Genomic DNA, 17,971 nt, shown 5'->3' on the forward strand with positions numbered 1-17,971 from the left:
CCCAACAAGCCGCCTTTGTGCCACTTGTGGCCACAGAGGCATTGCTTGCCACTTAGCGACAGCCCCTAAAATGACGCAAAAAAACAGAGGCCCTTATTCTGGAACCTCCGTTTCCCTGGCTTTCTTAATGCCTTCGGCTGTGGCTTCTATCACGACAAGCTCTTTTTCATTCATGGAGTTTAGAAGTACATCAATGTGCTTTCTACAAGAGCTTGACCTTGCCCCTCCGTCCGCATGAATAAACTGGTCAACTGAAACGTCAAACATAGTAATGAGTTTAACAAAAAGGTCGAAGCTGGGATACTGACCTTTGTTCTCAATATTCATAATGGTACGGGAGTCACGGTCTACTAATTCCGCAACATAGGCTTGTGTCCAGCCCTTTTCTTCTCTGGCTCGTTTGAGAGCTGCCCCGAGGCCGTGAAAGTCAAACCTTCTTTCATCTTGGTTCATTCTCATATCACCCTATATCATTCTACATTTCGGGTTGAATTATGAGAATGTAATGAGATTTTACATTAAGTAGTATTTTGTTTCGCATCCATGTAGGCTCTAACTTGTATTATTCGAGGTAGAGAACTATAATATATCCTGTGGAGGTGCGAAATGGACTATATGACATTGAAAGAGGCCGCCGAAAAGTGGGGCGTGACACCTCGTAGGGTAAATTATTATTGCGCCGGAGGGCGTATCCCCGGCGCTGTGAAAATGGCCGGTGTTTGGCTACTCCCTAAAACTGTGGAGAAGCCGATTGATGGCCGGACAAAACAAGGAAAGGAACTGCGCCATGAATAAAATTTTGATTATAGATGATGACAGAGAACTGTGCGCTTTGATTAAACGTAGCGTACAAGCAGAAAACATAGAAGCTGATTTTTGTAATACCGGAAAAGAGGGCTTACAAAAATTAAGAGAGCAGGAGTATCAGCTTGTGGTGCTGGATGTGATGATGCCTGGTATGGATGGCTTTGAAACGCTGGAAGAAATCCGCAAAGAGAACAGTCTGCCGATTTTGATGTTCACATCTAAAAATGACAGCATTTCTAAAGTACGGGGCTTACGAGCCGGGGCGGACGATTATCTGACAAAACCATTTGATATGGACGAACTGATTGCCCGTATTGCGTCCCTCATTCGCCGCTACACCCGTTTTAATCATCAAGCCGGAGCTGTGCAAAAACTGGATTTTGATGGATTGCAAATTGACCTTGAAAATCGTTCTGTTACGACGGCAAACGGCACTTTTGAACTTCCGCCAAAGGAATTTGATTTGCTCCTGTACTGTGCAAAGCATCAAGGAAAAATTTTGACCAAACAGCAGATTTATGAGGAAGTATGGGGTGAAGAATATTTCTATGATGACAGTAACATTATGGCGATTATCAGCCGACTTCGTAAAAAATTAGAAGTCAATCCTTCAAGCCCAAAGTATATACAAACGGTCAAAGGGATTGGCTACCGGTTTAATAAGGAGGTGTAGTCAGCATGGAAATTATCGTATTCTTGTCCATTGTGATTGCTGTTGTGGCTGTATTGACTTCCATCGTTCTCGTTCGGCGTGTAAAAAAACAAATAGCAGAAATGACCGATGTGCTGGTTGATGTGAAAAACGGAAATGGCAACCGGCGTATTCTATCTGCAACAAATGAACTGACAGCACCTCTTGCCTATGAAATCAACGAGATCGTTGTGGCCTATGAAAGCAGACTTTCAACTGTACGGCAGACAGAAGAAACCAACCGCCAACTTATGACGAGCCTTTCCCATGACGTGCGAACGCCCCTTACTACTCTGATTGGGTATCTTGACGCTGCACACAAAGGACTGGTCACAGGAAAAGACCGGGATGATTATATTGAAACCGCCCGCCGGAAAGCCCATGATCTGAAAGAATATATTGATGTGCTCTTTGACTGGTTCAAGTTAAATTCCAACGAGTTTGCTTTAGAAATCCAGAGCGTTGAGGCCGCAGAGCTGACAAGAAATATCCTGATTGACTGGATACCGATTTTTGAGGATAAACAGGTTGATTATGACATTGATATTCCCGAACAGCCTGTCCGGGTAAGATTGGATATGGACAGCTATATGAGGATCGTCAACAATCTCATTCAAAATGTAATTGCTCACAGCCATGCAGACAAAATCAAAATTGTCCTATCAAAGAAGGAAAATAACATGAAGCTGCTGCTGGCGGATAATGGAGTGGGAATTGAGAAGGAAGATTTGAAACACATATTTGAACGGCTTTATAAGTGTGATAAAGGACGCTCCGAAAAAGGCAGCGGACTTGGTCTTTCTATTGTCCATCAGCTTGTAGAAAAGATGGGTGGGAGTATAACAGTTGAAAGTTTGCCGGGAAAAGGAACTGAATTTATGTTGCTTTTTCCTTTGGAGAGTTAAGCGGGTTCCCGTCTTTATGGCGGGAGCCTTTGTCATTTTACTGGATTTCAAATTGCAAGGTTAATGCAAGGTTGCGGCAAGGTTAATGCAAGGTTGGCATGATAGAATACCTTACAGAACAGGAGGTTTTGAATATGGATACAAATTATATCATTGAAACAAAAAATCTGACGAAGCAATACGGCTCACAAAAGAGTGTGGCTGACTTAAATATCCATGTCAAGCGTGGGAGAATTTATGGTCTGTTGGGTAGAAACGGAGCCGGAAAAACCACTACCATGAAAATGCTGTTGGGTTTAACGAAGCCTACTTCCGGTGAGGTCAAAATCTGGGGAAAGTCTTTGCAAGGAAATGAAAAGAAGTTGCTGCCCCGCATTGGCAGTTTGATTGAGTCCCCTGGTTTTTATCCCAATCTGACCGGCACAGAGAACCTGCGTATCTTTGCTACTCTGCGGGGCGTACCAAACAATCATGCTATCAAAGATGCTCTGGATCTGGTAGGACTGCCCTACAAAGATAAAAAGCTCTTTTCACAGTATTCTCTTGGTATGAAGCAGCGGCTTGCCATCGCCCTTGCCGTTATGCACGATCCGGAGCTTTTGATTTTGGATGAGCCGATCAACGGCCTCGATCCCATCGGTATTGCAGAAGTACGCTCCTTTATTCGGGAGCTTTGCGACGCAAGAGGAAAAACTATTTTGATTTCCAGTCACATTCTTTCGGAGATTTCTTTGCTGGCTGACGATATTGGAATTATCGACCACGGCGCGTTGCTGGAAGAAGAAAGCCTTGCTGAGCTGGAGCAAAAAAGCAGTAAGCATATCCGTTTTACGCTCTCTGATACTGCACAGGCGGCAAGAATTTTGGAACGCAATTTCCATGAAAACCATTTCTCCATACAGGACGACCACAATCTGCGCCTGCACAACCTTGATCTGCCTGTGGGGAAAATTGTAACTGCCTTTGTAGAAAACGGATTGGAGGTATCGGAGGCGCATACTTGTGAAGAAAGTCTTGAAGATTACTTCAAGCGTGTGACAGGGGGAGAAGGAATTGCTTAAACTAATCAAATGCGAATTTTTGAAATTAAAACGGAAGCCATTGGTATTTATTTCCCTACTGCTTTCTGTTTTTATGCCATTGGCTTATGCTTTCTTTCTGGCAGATGTAAACACTGATGTGGATGCTGTAAATGGAGTGATGTCCAGCCTATTCCAGCTTAGTGCATATTTGCTTTTGATGCCGCTTCTTGTGATACTGGCTTCGAATCTGTTGTTTGAGGAACTTGATAATGACACACTGAAAAACCTTGTTACCGTACCGGTAAATAGAACCAAGCTGGTGCTGTCCAAGATGCTGGTTTTACTGTTGTTTGCCGTTGGCTTTATGGCAGTTGGAGGATTGGTAAATCTTGTGGTTTTGTTGTTTCAGGGTTGGGAACCGGTTGGGTTTTGGACCTTGTTTGGCGTTGGAATTGAAGAAGGGCTGATTATGTGGGTGGGCGCACTTCCCTGTATTCTGCTCGTTGTTCTTCTTAATAAAAACTATATCGTGTCTGTCGTGATTACCTTTTTCTATACGATTGCGAATTCTATCCTTTCCACGAACGATATGTTTCTCACACAGCCTTTTGGTTTGAACATAGGAACCCTGTTTCCGGGGCCGCTGGCCTTCCGCTGGACATTCCAATTTTATGACCAAAGCCAGACCAGTGCGGAGTTAGCAGATTTGTTGGAACGGGTCAGTCCGTATTTTCTGAATGGTGTTCAGGTATTCGGTGTGATTATTGTGGAAGCCATTGTATTTCTTGCGCTGATTGCATTTGTTTACCGGCGACAGGAAATCTAAGGGGGTGTGACTATGTGGAACTTATTAAAATCGGAATTACTGAAACTGCGCCGGTGCCAGATTCTTTTGGTAGGGCTGGTGGCGCTTGCACTCTGTCCTTTGGTTCAGTATGGAAGTCAGTTGATTATGGAGGCAGAGTACCGAAATCCAAATTATGATTTTTCTGCACTATTTGAAAATGTTGTTTGGGGAAACACTCAGATATTCCTTCCAATTTCACTGGTAATGATCGGAGGATGGCTTATAGACAGAGAATCCACTCATGATACACTGAAAAACATCATGACAATTCCTGTTTCTATGCCGAAAATGTTGGGAGCTAAGTTACTTTTAGTCGGTATGCTTGCAGTTCTGCTGGGAATATACAGCGTTGGCATTACCTTGATTACTGGATTGACGGTTGGATTATCGGGACTGACAGCGGAAGTGTTTTTTCATGGAGGTACGCAGATCGTGTTAGCGGCTCTGACGACCTATTTGGTCTGTATGCCGCTGATCCTGATTTTTGGGCAGATCCGAGGGGCATATCTGGGCGGTTCCATTCTGGCGTTCTTCCTTGGATACAGCATGTTGTTTTTCAAAAGTGGTATCCTTGCCAGCATCTATCCGTTCTCTGCTGCGCTGATTTTAGTGGGATTTGACATGAGTGAATATGCCGGAACAACCACATCCGCAACCCCCTTGTTGGCGGTCATTGGGGTTGGCATCATGGGTCTCTGGGCTGTGCTGTTGTTACTGATGTCCAGTAACAAAAAAGAAATGAAATCCCGTAAACAGGCAAATGCCAAGGGAAAAGGAAAGCGTGCTGTACGCAGGAAAGGAAGGTGATAGCTGTGAAGAAAATAGTTTTATCATTATGCCTGATACTATTGGGTGCTTCTGTGCTTTCAGGTTGTACAAAAGACGAATTTCTCGATCAGTATAACAATATTGTTCAGTCTGCTGGTTCCATAGCGCTTACCGGAAATTCATCCTTACAAGGTACGAAAGAAAAAGGAATTGATGATTATACAGGAAGCTATACAGCCAACTATGAGGATTTTTCAGATACAGAGTATTTGTTCGGAGGAACTTCCATAAAGAGAGAATCCGGTAAGGAGCTATCCATTGATTGCACCTTGGAGATTACGGAAGGTACTGCAAAAGTATTCTGGATTTCTGGATCTGATGAAGCAGTCACTTTGATTGAAGCAACCGGAACTTATAGTGACACAATTACACTTCCTGATGGTGGAAATTATATCGGCATTGAATGTGAGAATTTCACAGGAAGCATTGAATTAAATATTGAATAACATTCTGCCGGACGACGGCAAAAGAAAAAAGCCGTCGTAGAGCAGACACATTTTCACGCGCCTATGAAGCGGCGGCTTTGATTTTCAGAGCCGCCGTTTCTTTGCGTCTACACAAACCAATGACGACTTGCAGGGACACGGTAGCCGATTGGAGGTTATTTTGCCGTGTCCTTTTCTCTTTTTCGCAGTATCCATGATCTGCACCAGTTAAAAAAAGCGTAGCTCCCCCTCCGGGACAGTCTGGTTATGAATATGAAATTAGACAACACATAAATGAATATGTAACTTCATGCGTCCGTGTGGCTTCATGCCGCCCGGGCGCTTTTGCGTTCTTATGGGGCCGCTTCGGGCCATGTTGGCCCGAAGTCATTCCCCTGTGTCGCTCCCCGCCGCCTTCGTTTCGGTCACTCGTCAACTAACAACCGAAACGGAGGTCAATATGGCTATTATCAATTTGCGGGACTATTACCCATTCTATACATCGGATTGCTTCATGGAAGTATCGGAAGAAGTTGCAGAAATGTTCAAAGAGTTTGATCGTAGAGAGGCTGCCTACCGGCTGCGTACATACCGCCACAAAGCCTACTATTCCCTTGATCGGAATGACGGACTGGAGCATGAAGCTGTCTTTGTTGCCTTATCTCCCCATGAACTGTATGAACGGAAAGTGACCATGCAGGAGCTTCACGCAGCGATTGCCAGTCTGCCGGACAAACAGGCAAAACGGATTTACGCTCATTTCATTCTCGGCATGACCAAACAGGACATTGCCCGGGCAGAGGGCGTCCATGAAAAAGTGGTTCGTGTCGCAATCGAGCGAGGTCTGCGGCGCTTAGAAAAAATTTTGAAAAATTCTTTGTAAGGCGTACCGATTTAGGCCGGAAAATGAAATGGTTTATGAGAGGCAAAACACTTCGGGTCACAATGGCCAGAGGTTCAGACAAGCCTCATGCAGATTGAAAATTGAATAAAAAGACACCCGGATACGAAGGGGAACGCGCTGTGTGACAGACCCGCCATGACCTCGGATTTCAAAGAATACAGTCTTTGTAAAACTGAGCGAGCGAACAGGTCCATGCCATAGGTGGGGCAAGGCTGACTCCACCGGAACAGGCGCAGAACCCGGATACTTGCGTTTAGTCACAGTCCGAGCGTTGAAGCGGCCTTGCAAGCCGTGAGCCGTCGCAGGCAATGAGAACGCCTTGCCATCAGAATGGGGAGAGTTGAAATACTATGGGGCATGAAGCCTATGTCCGTCCGGTGTGTCTGAAATGAAATGAAAACCTATGGGGAGCCCCCGGCAATGCTGTCTGATGATAGGCCAACCGATCCGGCGTGGCTCCCCATCTTTTCAAAAAAGGAGCACTTTATGGGAAATGCGTTTGGAATGATCCCCGGCTTGGAACCGGACGAATGGAGCAATGACGCCTGCCGTGGTTATGTCATTATGGCAATGGAGGACTGCGGATTTTCAAAGAAAGATATACGGCGTGTTGTGGGGCAGCTTTATGAAGTATTTGACCTCAACAGCGTGGAGGACGCCAAAGAAAAGTACCATTCCAGTCCTTACTGACCTCGGGTCACATCGACCCGAAGTGGAGAAAGCTCAAAGGGCGGCACCTGCTGGGTGCCGTCTTTTGACATTTCCCCACGGGACAAGTGGGAAAGGCAGGCATATACACGCACTTTCGCAAAGGAGGTTTTCAATGACGCAAGCTGTCACTTATGAACGAGAAACAAAGTCTGTCGCATTTCAAGGGAAGATCATTGTGCTGGAAAGCCTCACGCCGGTACTTCCCCCGAAGGAGAAAGCACAGCGCAAAAAAGAAATTGAGCGTTGTCTTTATGAGGTGTTCCGCAAATATGGAGACAGATTTCCCTAATCATTCGCAACATTGTTGTCCGGGGCTGCTGATGGTATAATATAGTTGTAAGGTTGGTAGCTCCATTCCAGCAAGGAAAGGAGCCCAATATGGAATTTATCAGAGAAGATTGTATTTACGCAAGACAGTCAGTAGACCGCAAGGACAGTATCAGCATTGAAAGTCAGATCGACTTTTGCAAGTATGAATTGAAAGGCGGGAGCTGCCGGGTATTTAAGGACAAAGGCTATTCCGGTAAGAATACGGACAGACCGGAGTTTCAAAAGCTGCTGGGCGAGATCCGCAAAGGAAAGGTCCGGCGGGTCATCGTGTACAAGCTGGACCGTATAAGCCGCTCTATTCTGGACTTTGCAACGATGATGGAGCTGTTTCAAGAGTACGATGTGGAGTTTGTATCATCCACGGAAAAGTTTGATACTTCGACCCCGATGGGCCGGGCCATGCTGAATATCTGCATTGTATTCGCCCAGCTTGAACGTGAGACAATCCAGAAGCGCGTCACGGACGCCTACTATTCCCGTTGCTTGAAAGGCTTTCACATGAGCGGGCAGGCGCCATACGGTTATCAGTTAGAGCCTACTGTGGTAGAGGGTATCCGCACAAAGAAAATGGTTGCCGACCCCGTAGCCGCCGACCATGTTCGGCTGATGTTTGAAATGTACGCTGAACCGGAAACCTCCTTCGGAGATATTACCCGATACTTCGAGGAACATGACATAAAAATTTATGGAAAATCCATGTTCCGTACATTTCTTTCCCAGCTTTTAAGAAACCCCGTTTACGCACAGGCCGATTTGGAGCTGTACGAATTTTTCAAGAGTCAGGGTGCAGCGATTGTCAATGACGCTTCTGACTTTGCCGGAACAAACGGCTGCTATCTCTATCAGGGGCGGGATGTGAAAGAGGACAAGGACAGGTGCTTAAAAGACCAGATACTTGTTATCGCTCCCCATGAAGCACTCATTTCCTCTGACACATGGCTGAAATGCCGGAAAAAACTTATGGAAAATACCACCTTCCAGCAGGGACGGAAACCGAAGAACACTTGGCTGGCCGGAAAAATCAAATGCGGGCATTGTGGGTATGCTCTGAAAGCCACCCATGTACCAAACAGCACCGGCTATTTCCGCTGTACCAAACGGACGGAAAACAAAGGCTGTCCGGGCTGCGGGAAAATCCGCAAAGAAGAATTTGAGCAATTCATTTTCTCGACCATGCAGGAAAAGTTCAAAGATTTTCAGATACTCCACGGCAGGGAGGAAAAAGTCAATCCGAAACTGACCGCCTATCAAGTGGAGCTGGCACAGGTGGAGGCAGAAATTGAAAAGCTGCTGGATACGCTGACCGGAGCCAATGCGACCTTGCTTGCCTACGCTAACAAAAAAATTGAAGAACTGGACACCCGACGCCAGACCATTTCAAAGGCAATCGCTGAATTGAGCGTTGAAACCATATCTCCCCAGCAGATAAAGAAGTTATCCTATTATCTCGACAACTGGGACAGCATAGATTTTGACGACAAAAGAAAAGCCGCCGATGGTTTGATCTCTACAATCAAGGCCACCAGCGACCGTGTTCAGATAGAGTGGAAAATCTGATATTTCCGCTCTATCGCCCCTCATTTCTATTTTATCTCGTTTGTACCCCTTGTACACCGATGTTTACATTGGCTTTTACATTTAAGGATAATAGAGCATTCTGTAAATATATTTGTCCAATAACTGTTTTCTTAAAGCCAATAAGCTATTATTCTCTGTTTCGTATCTGTTGCGATAAAACAAAATGTATTAACTGTGGAAAATGCGAAAGGCTTTGCCCTATGGATGTTGAAGTTACAAATAATTCAAGAAAACGAAAGAATGCCACAGAATGCATATTATGTATGGAGTGCGTGAAGAATTGCCCTAAGAAGGCACTTTAATCAAATTCCAGTTTACCTCTATTCAAACATACAAGCTCTTGACAATAAAGCTCCTATATAGTATGATTTTATAAACTACTATATAGGAGCTTTTGCATGAAAACAAATGGCGGATTTCTTGTCACCAAAATAAAACAGCTTGGTGACCGGATTTTTGAGAAGATTCTCAGCGAAAAAAATATCGATGCGTTTAATGGAGCCCAGGGACGTATTCTTTATGTGCTGTGGCAGGAGGATGGTATCTCAATCAGGTCACTCTCGATTAAATGCGGATTAGCGATAACATCTCTTACTACGATGCTGGAAAGAATGGAAAATCAAGGGCTGATAAGCCGTGTTCAGTCTGAAACGGACAAAAGGAAAACACTCCTGTTTCTGACTGAGAAAGCACATGCCTTAAAGGGCGAGTACGATTCTGTATCTGATGAGATGAGCAGTATTTACTACAAAGGTTTTTCAGAGGAAGAAATTACCCGGTTTGAGGAATGCCTCGACCGCATCAGAAAGAATCTTGAGGAGTGGCAGAAGTCATGAGTATTTGTATCAAAGATCGGATTCAGAACATGAATATCGTCATTGGCTGCACAGTGGGGTGTACATATTGCTATGCCCGCAACAACGTGAAACGCTGGCATATGATTGATGACTTCGCTGACCCTGAATTCTTTCCGAGTAAGCTCAAGATGATGGAAAAGAAACGTCCGCAGAACTTTCTTCTTACCGGGATGAGCGATCTCTCCGGATGGAAGCCGGAATGGAGAGACGAGGTATTTGCAAAGATCCGTGAAAATCCACAGCATCAGTTCCTGTTCCTTACCAAGCGACCTGATTTGCTGGATTTTGATACCGATCTGGAAAACGCATGGTTTGGCGTTACGGTGACGAGGAAAGCAGAACTGTGGCGTATCGACGCCCTTCGGAAAAACGTCAGAGCAAAACATTACCATGTTACCTTTGAACCGTTATTCGACGATCCCGGCACAGTTGACCTTTCCGGAATCAATTGGATCGTTGTCGGCACCATGACCGGAGCTCAGAGCAGGAAGATTCATACGGAGCCGGAATGGGCATGGTCTCTGGCGGACCAGGCACATAAGCTCGGCATTCCGGTGTTTATGAAGGAAGACCTTGTCCCTATCATAGGGGATGAAAATATGATTCAGGAAATGCCGGAAGAATTTAATAAAGTGTTAGAGGTACAGAAATCATGGAAGAAGTAATAAATGGAATCCTCATTCGTGAGGTGGAAACAAAGAACATCATGACTAAGTCTAGTCTGCCGGTAGGCGGTTACTCGGTCAATCCCTATGTGGGCTGTACACATGCCTGCAAGTATTGCTATGCTTCTTTTATGAAGCGCTTTACCGGGCACAAGGAGGAATGGGGCACTTTCCTTGATGTGAAGCATTGGCTGGAAATTAAAAATCCGAAGAAATATGCCGGACAGCGGGTGGTCATCGGTTCTGTGACAGATGGCTACAATCCACAGGAGGAGCAATTCGGGAATACCAGAAAACTTCTGGAGCAGTTAATCGGCAGTGACGCAGATATTCTGATCTGCACAAAGTCGGATCTTGTGGTACGGGATATTGATCTGCTGAAGAAGCTTGGACGTGTAACCGTTTCATGGTCGATCAACACACTAGATGAAAATTTCAAGAACGATATGGACTCTGCTTCGAGCATTGAGCGCCGTATCTCTGCTATGAAGCAGGTATATGAAGCCGGTATCCGTACAGTCTGTTTCGTATCCCCGGTATTCCCCGGTATCACGGATTTTGAAGCAATCTTTGAGCGGGTAAAGGATCAGTGCGATCTGTTCTGGCTCGAAAATCTCAATCTTCGAGGCGGTTTCAAAAAGACAATTATGGATTATATCGCCGGAAAATATCCTGATCTTGTACCACTTTACGACGAGATCTATAACAAGCATAACCGCAGCTACTTTGAAGCACTTGAAGTAAAAGCTGAGAAAATGGCTAAGAAGTATGATTGTGTCTTTGTGGATAATGAAATGCCTTATGGCAGAGTCCCGCAGGGACATCCGGTGATCGTAGATTATTTCTATCATGAGGAAATCCGTGGGACAGAGAATACCGGAAAAAGAAATCGCTAACTTCCAGCTTGGTTATAAGATCGGATTTATCAATGATGCTGAGATATGGTTACTCATGTTAAAATAACGCAATACCTCTGTTATATATATAATGAGGATGAAATAGACGAGTTGATTCTGCTGATACGCGATAGCTTTATTCTGGCTTTTACGGTTCTTAAAGATACACTTGTGAAGAAGCTGGAGGAAGCAGAAAGCGATTGGATGTAAAAAAGCAGTCGATAACCTTGGGGGGAGTCCGCGGTGAAGGATAAAACAGTATATACATGTACATATAAATCAAAGTTAGGCGATATTCTGCTGGCGGCAGACGCGATCGGACTCACGGGTCTGTGGTTTGAGGGGCAGAAGTATTTTGCAAATACACTTCCAGACGGAGCTATTTCACAGGAATCCCCGATTTTAACCGAGGCAAAGAGATGGCTGGATATTTATTTTTCTGGCAAAGAACCGGACTTTATTCCGCCGCTGCATCCGACTGGCTCCGCATTTCGACAGGCGGTGTGGCAGATTTTATTGCAAATTCCGTATGGACAGACGACTACCTATGGGGAGATTGCAAAAAAGCTGGCGAAGATGCAAAATGCGTCCCATATGTCCGCGCAGGCGGTAGGCGGTGCAGTGGGGCATAATGAGGTCTCCATCATCATTCCATGTCACCGCGTAGTAGGAACGAATGGAAGCCTGACCGGGTATGCGGGTGGAATTGATAAGAAAGTGGAACTGCTTACGCTGGAACATACCGATATGAGTCGTTTTTTTGCGCCGAAGAAAGGAACGGCGCTTTAGTCATTTAGGTGTAATTTTGACTGTGATATTAATTTTCATTTAATTATATCCGTGTAGTTTCTCATCTTTCGTAAGTTTGGAAAGTATCTCCTGCTTTTTCATATACGTAACAAATAGATTTATAAGTACTGTGTTCATAATATTACCCCCTGCATTATGTTTCCATGGAAACAAGTATACCATCGCCTTGTTTCCTTGTTAACAAATTTGATAATAACGATATAGGATATTTTCATCAGAATATTTTTCTTATTTCAAAGATTGCGAAGTTTCACAGGCAGGCGGGGATGTTATTTACAGAAATCCAGATGGAATACAAATGCCAGGACCGCTCCTGGAAGACGATGATTGTGCGTGCCTATTAGTTAAAAAACCATGGAAATCACTATTCGTACATTGTAACATATCGGTTTGATATCGCGGAGCGAGTAAAGATTGACAATTTCAAAATCCTGTCGTATACTTCTTTCAGTCCCAAATGGGATTGAATGGGGAAGGTTATGGAATATAAAATACAAAAACTTTACGATCAGGTCAACCAGGCGATCATCCGCTGCCGTGGTGTATACTCGATGTGGGCAAAGAATAACAATGTGAGCTATAACCGGATGCTGGTGCTTTACACCATCCGCGAATTCGGATTCTGTACGCAAAAGCAGATCTGTGATTCGTATCTGCTTCCGCGGCAGACGGTGAACCATGTGATTTCAGAGATGAAAAAGGACGGGATTCTTGTAACGGATCCGGAAAAGAGCACCGGGAAGGAAAAGGCGCTTGTTTTGACGCCGGAGGGCGAACGGTATTCGGAAAAATTATTATATTCGTTAAGCCGGATGGAAGAGCGGGCGGCGAAACGTTTGGGAGAGGACAAGATCCGCAGAATGACGGAACTGTTTATGGAGTATGACCAGATTCTGGAAGAGGCACTGGAGGAGACGGACGATGAAGAGTAAGGCGGGAACGGATACAGAATTTTTCCGGACGGAGAAAATTCCGAAGATATTGCTGCAAATCGCACCTCCGGTTATGCTGGCGCAGCTGATTCAGGCGATGTATAACATTGTGGACAGTTTTTTTGTGGGAAAATATTCCGAATCGGCGCTGACGGCGCTTTCGGTCATTTATCCGTTGCAGCTCATCATCATTGCGCTGGCGGTGGGAACCGGTGTGGGCGTGAATACCTACATGGCGCGCCTGTATGCACAGAAAATGCCGGGACAGGCGGAAGAAACAGCGGGAACAGGCACGCTTCTGGCGCTTGGAACCTGGTTTATATTTGCCATTTTCTCGATCTTCTGTATGCGTCCGTATGTCCTGACAAGTGCGAATACCCCGGAAGCGATCGAGAGTGCTGTTATCTACGGACAGATCGTCTGTATCGGCAGCATCGGGGCATTTCTGGAAGGAAACTGGACGAAGGTCCATCAGTCGCGGGGCAATATGCACCGTCCGATGGTCGCCCAGACCGTGGGGGCGCTGACGAATATCGTGCTTGACCCGATCCTGATTTTCGGACTCGGTCCGGTGCCGGAGCTGGGAGTCGCGGGTGCTGCCTATGCGACTGTCTGCGGACAGGTGGCAGCTGCGGTCATCACATCGTTTGGTGGGGTTGGCAGATTGCCAGAGCGCACAAAAATGCCGCTCTATATCAAGCAGATCTACTGGTTTGGCTACGCGTCGATTATTATGCAGGCATTATTTACAGTTTATATCGTGATCTTAAATGCGATCCTTGCCGGATTTTCAGATTCGGCAGTGACGGTGCTGGGGCTTTATTATAAAATGCAGACGTTTTTCTTTATCCCGCTGATGGGCTTGCAGACGTGTATCGTTCCGGTGCTCAGCTTTAACTATGCAACCAAGAGCTATGCGAGATGCCGGGAAATTATGCGGGACAGCTATGGATTTTCCTGTGTGTTTATGCTGGTCGGTGTGATCTGCTTCGTTTTCTTTCCGGTGCAGCTGCTCCAGGTTTTTTCAAAGAGCAGTGAGGTCATCGCGATCGGAAAAAATGCATTCCCTATCATCGGGGCAAGTTTTATTCCGGCGGTATTTTCACTGATGACCCCGGTCTTCTTCCAGGCGATCGGAAATGGAAAGATCAGCCTCTTTTTGTCCGTGATGCGCCAGATCTGCTGCCTGATTCCGATTTTCTGGCTGCTGTCGCTGATTGACCTGCGCTTTACCTGGTTTGCATTTCCGATCTCGGAAGTGCTGGTCGGTGTCACGGGAATCGTGCTTTATTACAAGGAAATCAAAAGAGACTTTGATAAAGGAGCAGCATGAGAAAGCACGTAAAAACATAGAAAATAGTTTCGTAGAAAATTTTTAAACGCTTTTAATGAATTGAAAAGGAACCGCCTGGGTCAGTCTATCAGCTGGCATCAGGACGGTTCCTTTTTTGAAAGGAGAATGAATGTGACATAAAAAATTGAATGTATGCATTTCGTGTACGTATGAGGCATAATGCCTGTCAGACGAAATGGGTATTTCACGCTTATGCTACAAATGCGTACATCATCACATAATGGCACAGGCTTCCGCCCATGACAAACAGATGGAAAATCTCATGCGAACCGAAATTTTTATGCGTTGCATTGAAAATCGGCAGTTTTAATGCGTAGATAATGCCTCCAGCCGTATAGATGAGTCCGCCGGTCAGCAGCCAGAGAAATGCGCTTTTCGGAAGTGCCAGTACGATCTGACGGAACGCCAGCACGCAGATCCAGCCCATCGCGATGTAAACTAGCGAGGAGAACCACTTCGGGCAGTTGATCCAGAGCGCGTTGACGAGAATCCCGGCAATCGCGATACCCCAGACGAGCGCCAGAAGCCGGTAACCGGCGTTATTTCCAAGGACGATCAGGCAAACCGGTGTGTAAGTTCCGGCAATCAGGATGAAAATCATCATGTGGTCGATCTTACGCAGGATTTTATTAACGTGCTCGGAAATATTAAAGGTGTGGTAGGTCGTGCTGGCGGCATAGAGCAGAATCATGCTGACGATAAACACAGCCAACGCCGCAAGATGGCGCGAATCTGCTTCTCCGGCCGCTTTGTGAAGCAGCGGAACTGCCGCGATCATCGCGCCGATCATCGCGATAAAATGCGTCAGCGCGCTTCCGGGATCCTTTACGTGGAATTTATGATGCTTTGTTTCAACGAGTTCCGTTGTGTCAGATGTATGTTTTTGACTAGAAATCATAGGATAACCTCCTTTGCCGTAATATCAATAAAGTAATTGTGAATGTGATATGTAGTATTTAAAACTACATAGAATGTTTTTATATACTATACATCTTTTCTGAAAAATATGCAAGAGGGGGATGGGATATGTTATAATATAATGTATGAACAGTAACGAAAGGTTTTCACGTTTCGTGTGAGCTGGCAATAAATATATGCAATGGTTTGCATATGAAAATTTTAAAGGTAGAAGAGAAAAAAGGCTCATAGATGATTTGAAAAGTTAAAATGCTCGGGAATCCATGGATGAAGTAGAGAGGAAATCGGTTATGTTAGATATATTATACGAAGATAAAGATATTTTAGTTGTGGTCAAACCAGCCGGAGTTGAGTCGCAGACATCAAGACGCCTGGAGCCGGATATGGTCAGCGAGATAAAAAATTATCTCCACCGGAAGGTGCAGGAGACGAAAAAGTTATCCACAGGATTATCCCCAAAAGCGTCCACAGCCCCGGTGGATCCGTATGTTGGAGTTATCCACCGACTGGACAAGCCGGTGCGCGGTGTGATGGTATATGCCAAGAACCTGAAAGCGGCAGCGCACTTAAGCCGTCAGGTACAGGAGGGAAAACTGGAGAAAATCTATCAGGCGCTCGTATGTGGAAAACCTGTGGATAATGTGGGTAAGTACGTGGATTATCTGTTGAAAGACGGGAAAACGAACACCAGCCGGATTGTGGATAAGTCGGTCGCCGGTGCGAAACGGGCAGAGCTGGAATATCAGATATTAGAAAAAAAAGAACAGGAAGACGGTACCGTGCGTTCACTGGTGGAAATCCATCTTCACACAGGACGCCACCATCAGATACGCGTACAGTTTGCCGCGCATGGGACACCGCTCATGGGAGATACCAAGTATGGCGCACCAGCGGCTGCTTCCGTGGGACGTGCCCGCCGGGAACCGCTGGCGCTGTGCGCGGTCCGTTTATCGTTCCTTCACCCGGTGACGGGAAAAAGAATGGAGTTTTCCACCAAACCGCAATTTGTTCTGTGAGCGAACTTTTCTATAAGTCAAGAAAATAAAAGATCAAGGGTGAATAGAAGGTAAGACGTGTATATTTTTATCCAGCCTGCCCATACTAGAGTGTGTACAAAGGAAGTACGAATCATAAATGGGCAAAGTCCATGGGTAAGCCCCGGAGCGACTAAAGAGGGCTTACAAAAGAGACCGCAGGAGCCGGGAGAAGCGGGAGCTGACATCGGTTTCCTGTGGTTTTTCGTTGCCATACATCCGGAAAAAAGGGCGTGTAGATTTAAGGAAAAGACGTTTGTTTGAATGGATGGTTGTAGAAATCATAGAACCATAACGGGGTATGGCATAAAGAAAAAATCGGGAAGGTGGAGCAGACAGATGGCACTCAGCAGAAAACAGAAAAAAGCATTTCTCACAGCAGCAGTCACGGCGGGCGTGTATTTGAGTTTCCGTTACCTGCTGCCGCTTATATTCCCATTTCTGGCAGCGTATCTGATGGCGCTGCTTCTCCAGCCATCGGCAGCATTTCTCGAAAAACGGCTGCGAATCTCCTTCCGCGGGCGCATGATCGGCGTTCCCATCGGTATGATCGGGGGCGTGGAGCTGATTTTGCTGAGCATTTTTCTGGTCGCTCTGCTGGCAGCAGGGGGACGGCGTTTCACGGAGGAGCTGGAACACTTTTTAGAAGAGCTTCCAGGACGGATGGAGGAATTGTCACTGCTTGGACAGCAATTTGAACAGTCGATCGAGCGAGTCCTTCATCTGCCTGCCGGTAAAATCGGGCAGCTCTTTCGCGGAACAGGCTTGCAGAGCAGTGGACAGGTCAAGGAGATCCTGCTGCCGCAGCTCCTTCAGAAATCAGTTCCTGCTGCGGCGGGGATTGTGCGCGCGGTTATTGTGGTTGTTTTATTTTTCATTGCCTCGATTTTGAGTTTACAGGAGATGGACGAACTGCGCCGGAGGCGGTTTGATTCGATGTTTCACCGCGAATTTTTCCTGCTCGGCAGGCGCCTTGCGGTGACAGGAAGCGCATGGCTGAAAACCCAGTCGGTCATTTTCCTGATGACTTCGGCATTTTCGATGGTGGGGCTTTTGTTGATTGGAAATCCATATTATATTCTGGGCGGAATCGGAATCGGGGTTCTGGATGCCCTGCCGATCTTCGGCGCAGGGACGGCGCTGGTGCCGTGGAGTCTTTTTCTCCTGTTTAAGCGGGAGTGGGGACACGCGCTGATTCTCTTCGGTCTGTATCTGCTCTGTTATTTTCTGCGTGAGTTCACGGAGGCACACCTGATGGGGAAGAAAATGGGGCTGTCGCCGCTTGAAACGCTGGCGGCGATCTATGTGGGCTTGCAGCTGTTCGGTCTGTTTGGATTTCTGCTGGGTCCGATTGGGCTGTTGATTATTAAGGATTTTGTGGAGGAGTATGGGGAAGCGGACGAAGGAGCGGATGCTCATTAAGTAGGCGCTTTTAGAGGAGAAAAGAGGAAAAAAGT

General features: G+C 46.0%; 21 protein-coding genes and 1 pseudogene. 20 read left to right on the forward strand and 2 right to left on the reverse strand.

Annotation, left to right across the window (positions count from 1 at the left end; all coding sequences use genetic code 11):
* Positions 1 to 93: 93 nt before the first annotated feature.
* Positions 94 to 459 carry a helix-turn-helix transcriptional regulator gene (locus DXC57_RS13430; RefSeq protein ID WP_004064252.1) on the reverse strand — a complete coding sequence of 122 codons (366 nt, stop codon included), beginning with the start codon at positions 457 to 459 and terminating at the stop codon, positions 94 to 96.
* Positions 460 to 606: 147 nt separating this feature from the next.
* Here DXC57_RS13430 and DXC57_RS13435 point away from each other — a divergent pair, with 147 nt between their 5' ends.
* From DXC57_RS13435 to DXC57_RS13525, 18 genes and pseudogenes are all read left to right on the forward strand, one after another.
* A complete protein-coding gene (locus tag DXC57_RS13435) occupies positions 607 to 795 on the forward strand; it encodes a helix-turn-helix domain-containing protein (RefSeq protein WP_097780854.1) in 189 nt (62 codons plus the stop codon).
* The gene (locus DXC57_RS13440; RefSeq protein WP_117802754.1) at positions 788 to 1,480 is read left to right on the forward strand and encodes a response regulator transcription factor; all 693 of its coding nucleotides are present in this window, start codon (positions 788 to 790) and stop codon (positions 1,478 to 1,480) included. The genes DXC57_RS13435 and DXC57_RS13440 overlap by 8 nt, the downstream gene beginning before the upstream one ends.
* 5 nt (positions 1,481 to 1,485) lie before the next feature.
* The gene (locus DXC57_RS13445; RefSeq protein ID WP_118626712.1) at positions 1,486 to 2,403 is read left to right on the forward strand and encodes a HAMP domain-containing sensor histidine kinase; all 918 of its coding nucleotides are present in this window, start codon (positions 1,486 to 1,488) and stop codon (positions 2,401 to 2,403) included.
* 134 nt (positions 2,404 to 2,537) lie between these two features.
* The gene (locus DXC57_RS13450; RefSeq protein ID WP_007860248.1) at positions 2,538 to 3,464 is read left to right on the forward strand and encodes an ABC transporter ATP-binding protein; all 927 of its coding nucleotides are present in this window, start codon (positions 2,538 to 2,540) and stop codon (positions 3,462 to 3,464) included.
* The gene (locus DXC57_RS13455) at positions 3,457 to 4,251 is read left to right on the forward strand and encodes an ABC transporter permease (protein WP_118626711.1); all 795 of its coding nucleotides are present in this window, start codon (positions 3,457 to 3,459) and stop codon (positions 4,249 to 4,251) included. The genes DXC57_RS13450 and DXC57_RS13455 overlap by 8 nt, the downstream gene beginning before the upstream one ends.
* A gap of 12 nt (positions 4,252 to 4,263) precedes the next feature.
* Positions 4,264 to 5,079, forward strand: coding sequence for an ABC transporter permease (locus DXC57_RS13460; RefSeq protein WP_118626710.1), 816 nt, complete (start codon positions 4,264 to 4,266; stop codon positions 5,077 to 5,079).
* 5 nt (positions 5,080 to 5,084) lie between these two features.
* Entirely contained in the window at positions 5,085 to 5,546 is a 462-nt protein-coding gene (locus DXC57_RS13465) for a hypothetical protein (protein WP_118626713.1), read from the forward strand.
* Between the two features lie 439 nt (positions 5,547 to 5,985).
* A complete protein-coding gene (locus DXC57_RS13470; RefSeq protein ID WP_182457315.1) occupies positions 5,986 to 6,408 on the forward strand; it encodes a sigma-70 family RNA polymerase sigma factor in 423 nt (140 codons plus the stop codon).
* Between the two features lie 507 nt (positions 6,409 to 6,915).
* On the forward strand, positions 6,916 to 7,119 hold the full coding sequence (locus DXC57_RS13475) for a hypothetical protein (RefSeq protein ID WP_044927990.1): 204 nt from the start codon (positions 6,916 to 6,918) through the stop codon (positions 7,117 to 7,119).
* A 133-nt stretch (positions 7,120 to 7,252) separates the two neighbouring features.
* The gene (locus DXC57_RS15555; protein WP_165483719.1) at positions 7,253 to 7,429 is read left to right on the forward strand and encodes a hypothetical protein; all 177 of its coding nucleotides are present in this window, start codon (positions 7,253 to 7,255) and stop codon (positions 7,427 to 7,429) included.
* An 89-nt stretch (positions 7,430 to 7,518) separates the two neighbouring features.
* Positions 7,519 to 9,027, forward strand: coding sequence for a recombinase family protein (locus tag DXC57_RS13480; protein ID WP_118653084.1), 1,509 nt, complete (start codon positions 7,519 to 7,521; stop codon positions 9,025 to 9,027).
* 68 nt (positions 9,028 to 9,095) lie between these two features.
* A pseudogene (locus tag DXC57_RS13485) lies at positions 9,096 to 9,350 on the forward strand (4Fe-4S binding protein); the annotation flags it as partial.
* 96 nt (positions 9,351 to 9,446) lie between these two features.
* The gene (locus tag DXC57_RS13490) at positions 9,447 to 9,884 is read left to right on the forward strand and encodes a radical SAM mobile pair system MarR family transcriptional regulator (RefSeq protein ID WP_118653086.1); all 438 of its coding nucleotides are present in this window, start codon (positions 9,447 to 9,449) and stop codon (positions 9,882 to 9,884) included.
* Positions 9,881 to 10,570 carry a radical SAM mobile pair protein A gene (locus DXC57_RS13495; protein ID WP_118653088.1) on the forward strand — a complete coding sequence of 230 codons (690 nt, stop codon included), beginning with the start codon at positions 9,881 to 9,883 and terminating at the stop codon, positions 10,568 to 10,570. Before DXC57_RS13490 ends, DXC57_RS13495 begins: the two co-directional genes overlap by 4 nt.
* Positions 10,558 to 11,466 (forward strand): radical SAM mobile pair protein B, encoded by a 909-nt coding sequence (locus DXC57_RS13500; RefSeq protein ID WP_118653090.1) that lies wholly within the window; start codon positions 10,558 to 10,560, stop codon positions 11,464 to 11,466. Before DXC57_RS13495 ends, DXC57_RS13500 begins: the two co-directional genes overlap by 13 nt.
* A 243-nt stretch (positions 11,467 to 11,709) precedes the next feature.
* A complete protein-coding gene (locus DXC57_RS13510; protein WP_117796692.1) occupies positions 11,710 to 12,255 on the forward strand; it encodes a methylated-DNA--[protein]-cysteine S-methyltransferase in 546 nt (181 codons plus the stop codon).
* Positions 12,256 to 12,755: 500 nt separating this feature from the next.
* Positions 12,756 to 13,208 (forward strand): MarR family winged helix-turn-helix transcriptional regulator, encoded by a 453-nt coding sequence (locus tag DXC57_RS13520; RefSeq protein WP_022358569.1) that lies wholly within the window; start codon positions 12,756 to 12,758, stop codon positions 13,206 to 13,208.
* Complete coding sequence (locus DXC57_RS13525) at positions 13,198 to 14,541, forward strand: MATE family efflux transporter (protein ID WP_118469497.1); 1,344 nt, start codon at positions 13,198 to 13,200, stop codon at positions 14,539 to 14,541. The genes DXC57_RS13520 and DXC57_RS13525 overlap by 11 nt, the downstream gene beginning before the upstream one ends.
* 211 nt (positions 14,542 to 14,752) lie before the next feature.
* Here the strand turns inward: DXC57_RS13525 and DXC57_RS13530 are convergent, their stop codons facing one another.
* Positions 14,753 to 15,460 carry a hemolysin III family protein gene (locus tag DXC57_RS13530; RefSeq protein WP_118653092.1) on the reverse strand — a complete coding sequence of 236 codons (708 nt, stop codon included), beginning with the start codon at positions 15,458 to 15,460 and terminating at the stop codon, positions 14,753 to 14,755.
* Positions 15,461 to 15,770: 310 nt separating this feature from the next.
* On the opposite strand from DXC57_RS13530, the gene DXC57_RS13535 reads away from it, so the two are divergent.
* Both DXC57_RS13535 and DXC57_RS13545 read left to right on the forward strand, forming a co-directional pair.
* A complete protein-coding gene (locus DXC57_RS13535; RefSeq protein ID WP_118469495.1) occupies positions 15,771 to 16,496 on the forward strand; it encodes an RluA family pseudouridine synthase in 726 nt (241 codons plus the stop codon).
* Positions 16,497 to 16,853: 357 nt separating this feature from the next.
* Positions 16,854 to 17,936, forward strand: a complete 1,083-nt coding sequence (locus DXC57_RS13545) for an AI-2E family transporter (protein WP_118653096.1) — start codon at positions 16,854 to 16,856, stop codon at positions 17,934 to 17,936.
* The last annotated feature ends 35 nt before the right edge of the window (positions 17,937 to 17,971 follow it).

The organism is Clostridium sp. TF06-15AC (genome assembly GCF_003481165.1).
Taxonomy (GTDB): Bacteria; Bacillota; Clostridia; order Lachnospirales; family Lachnospiraceae; genus Otoolea; species Otoolea fessa.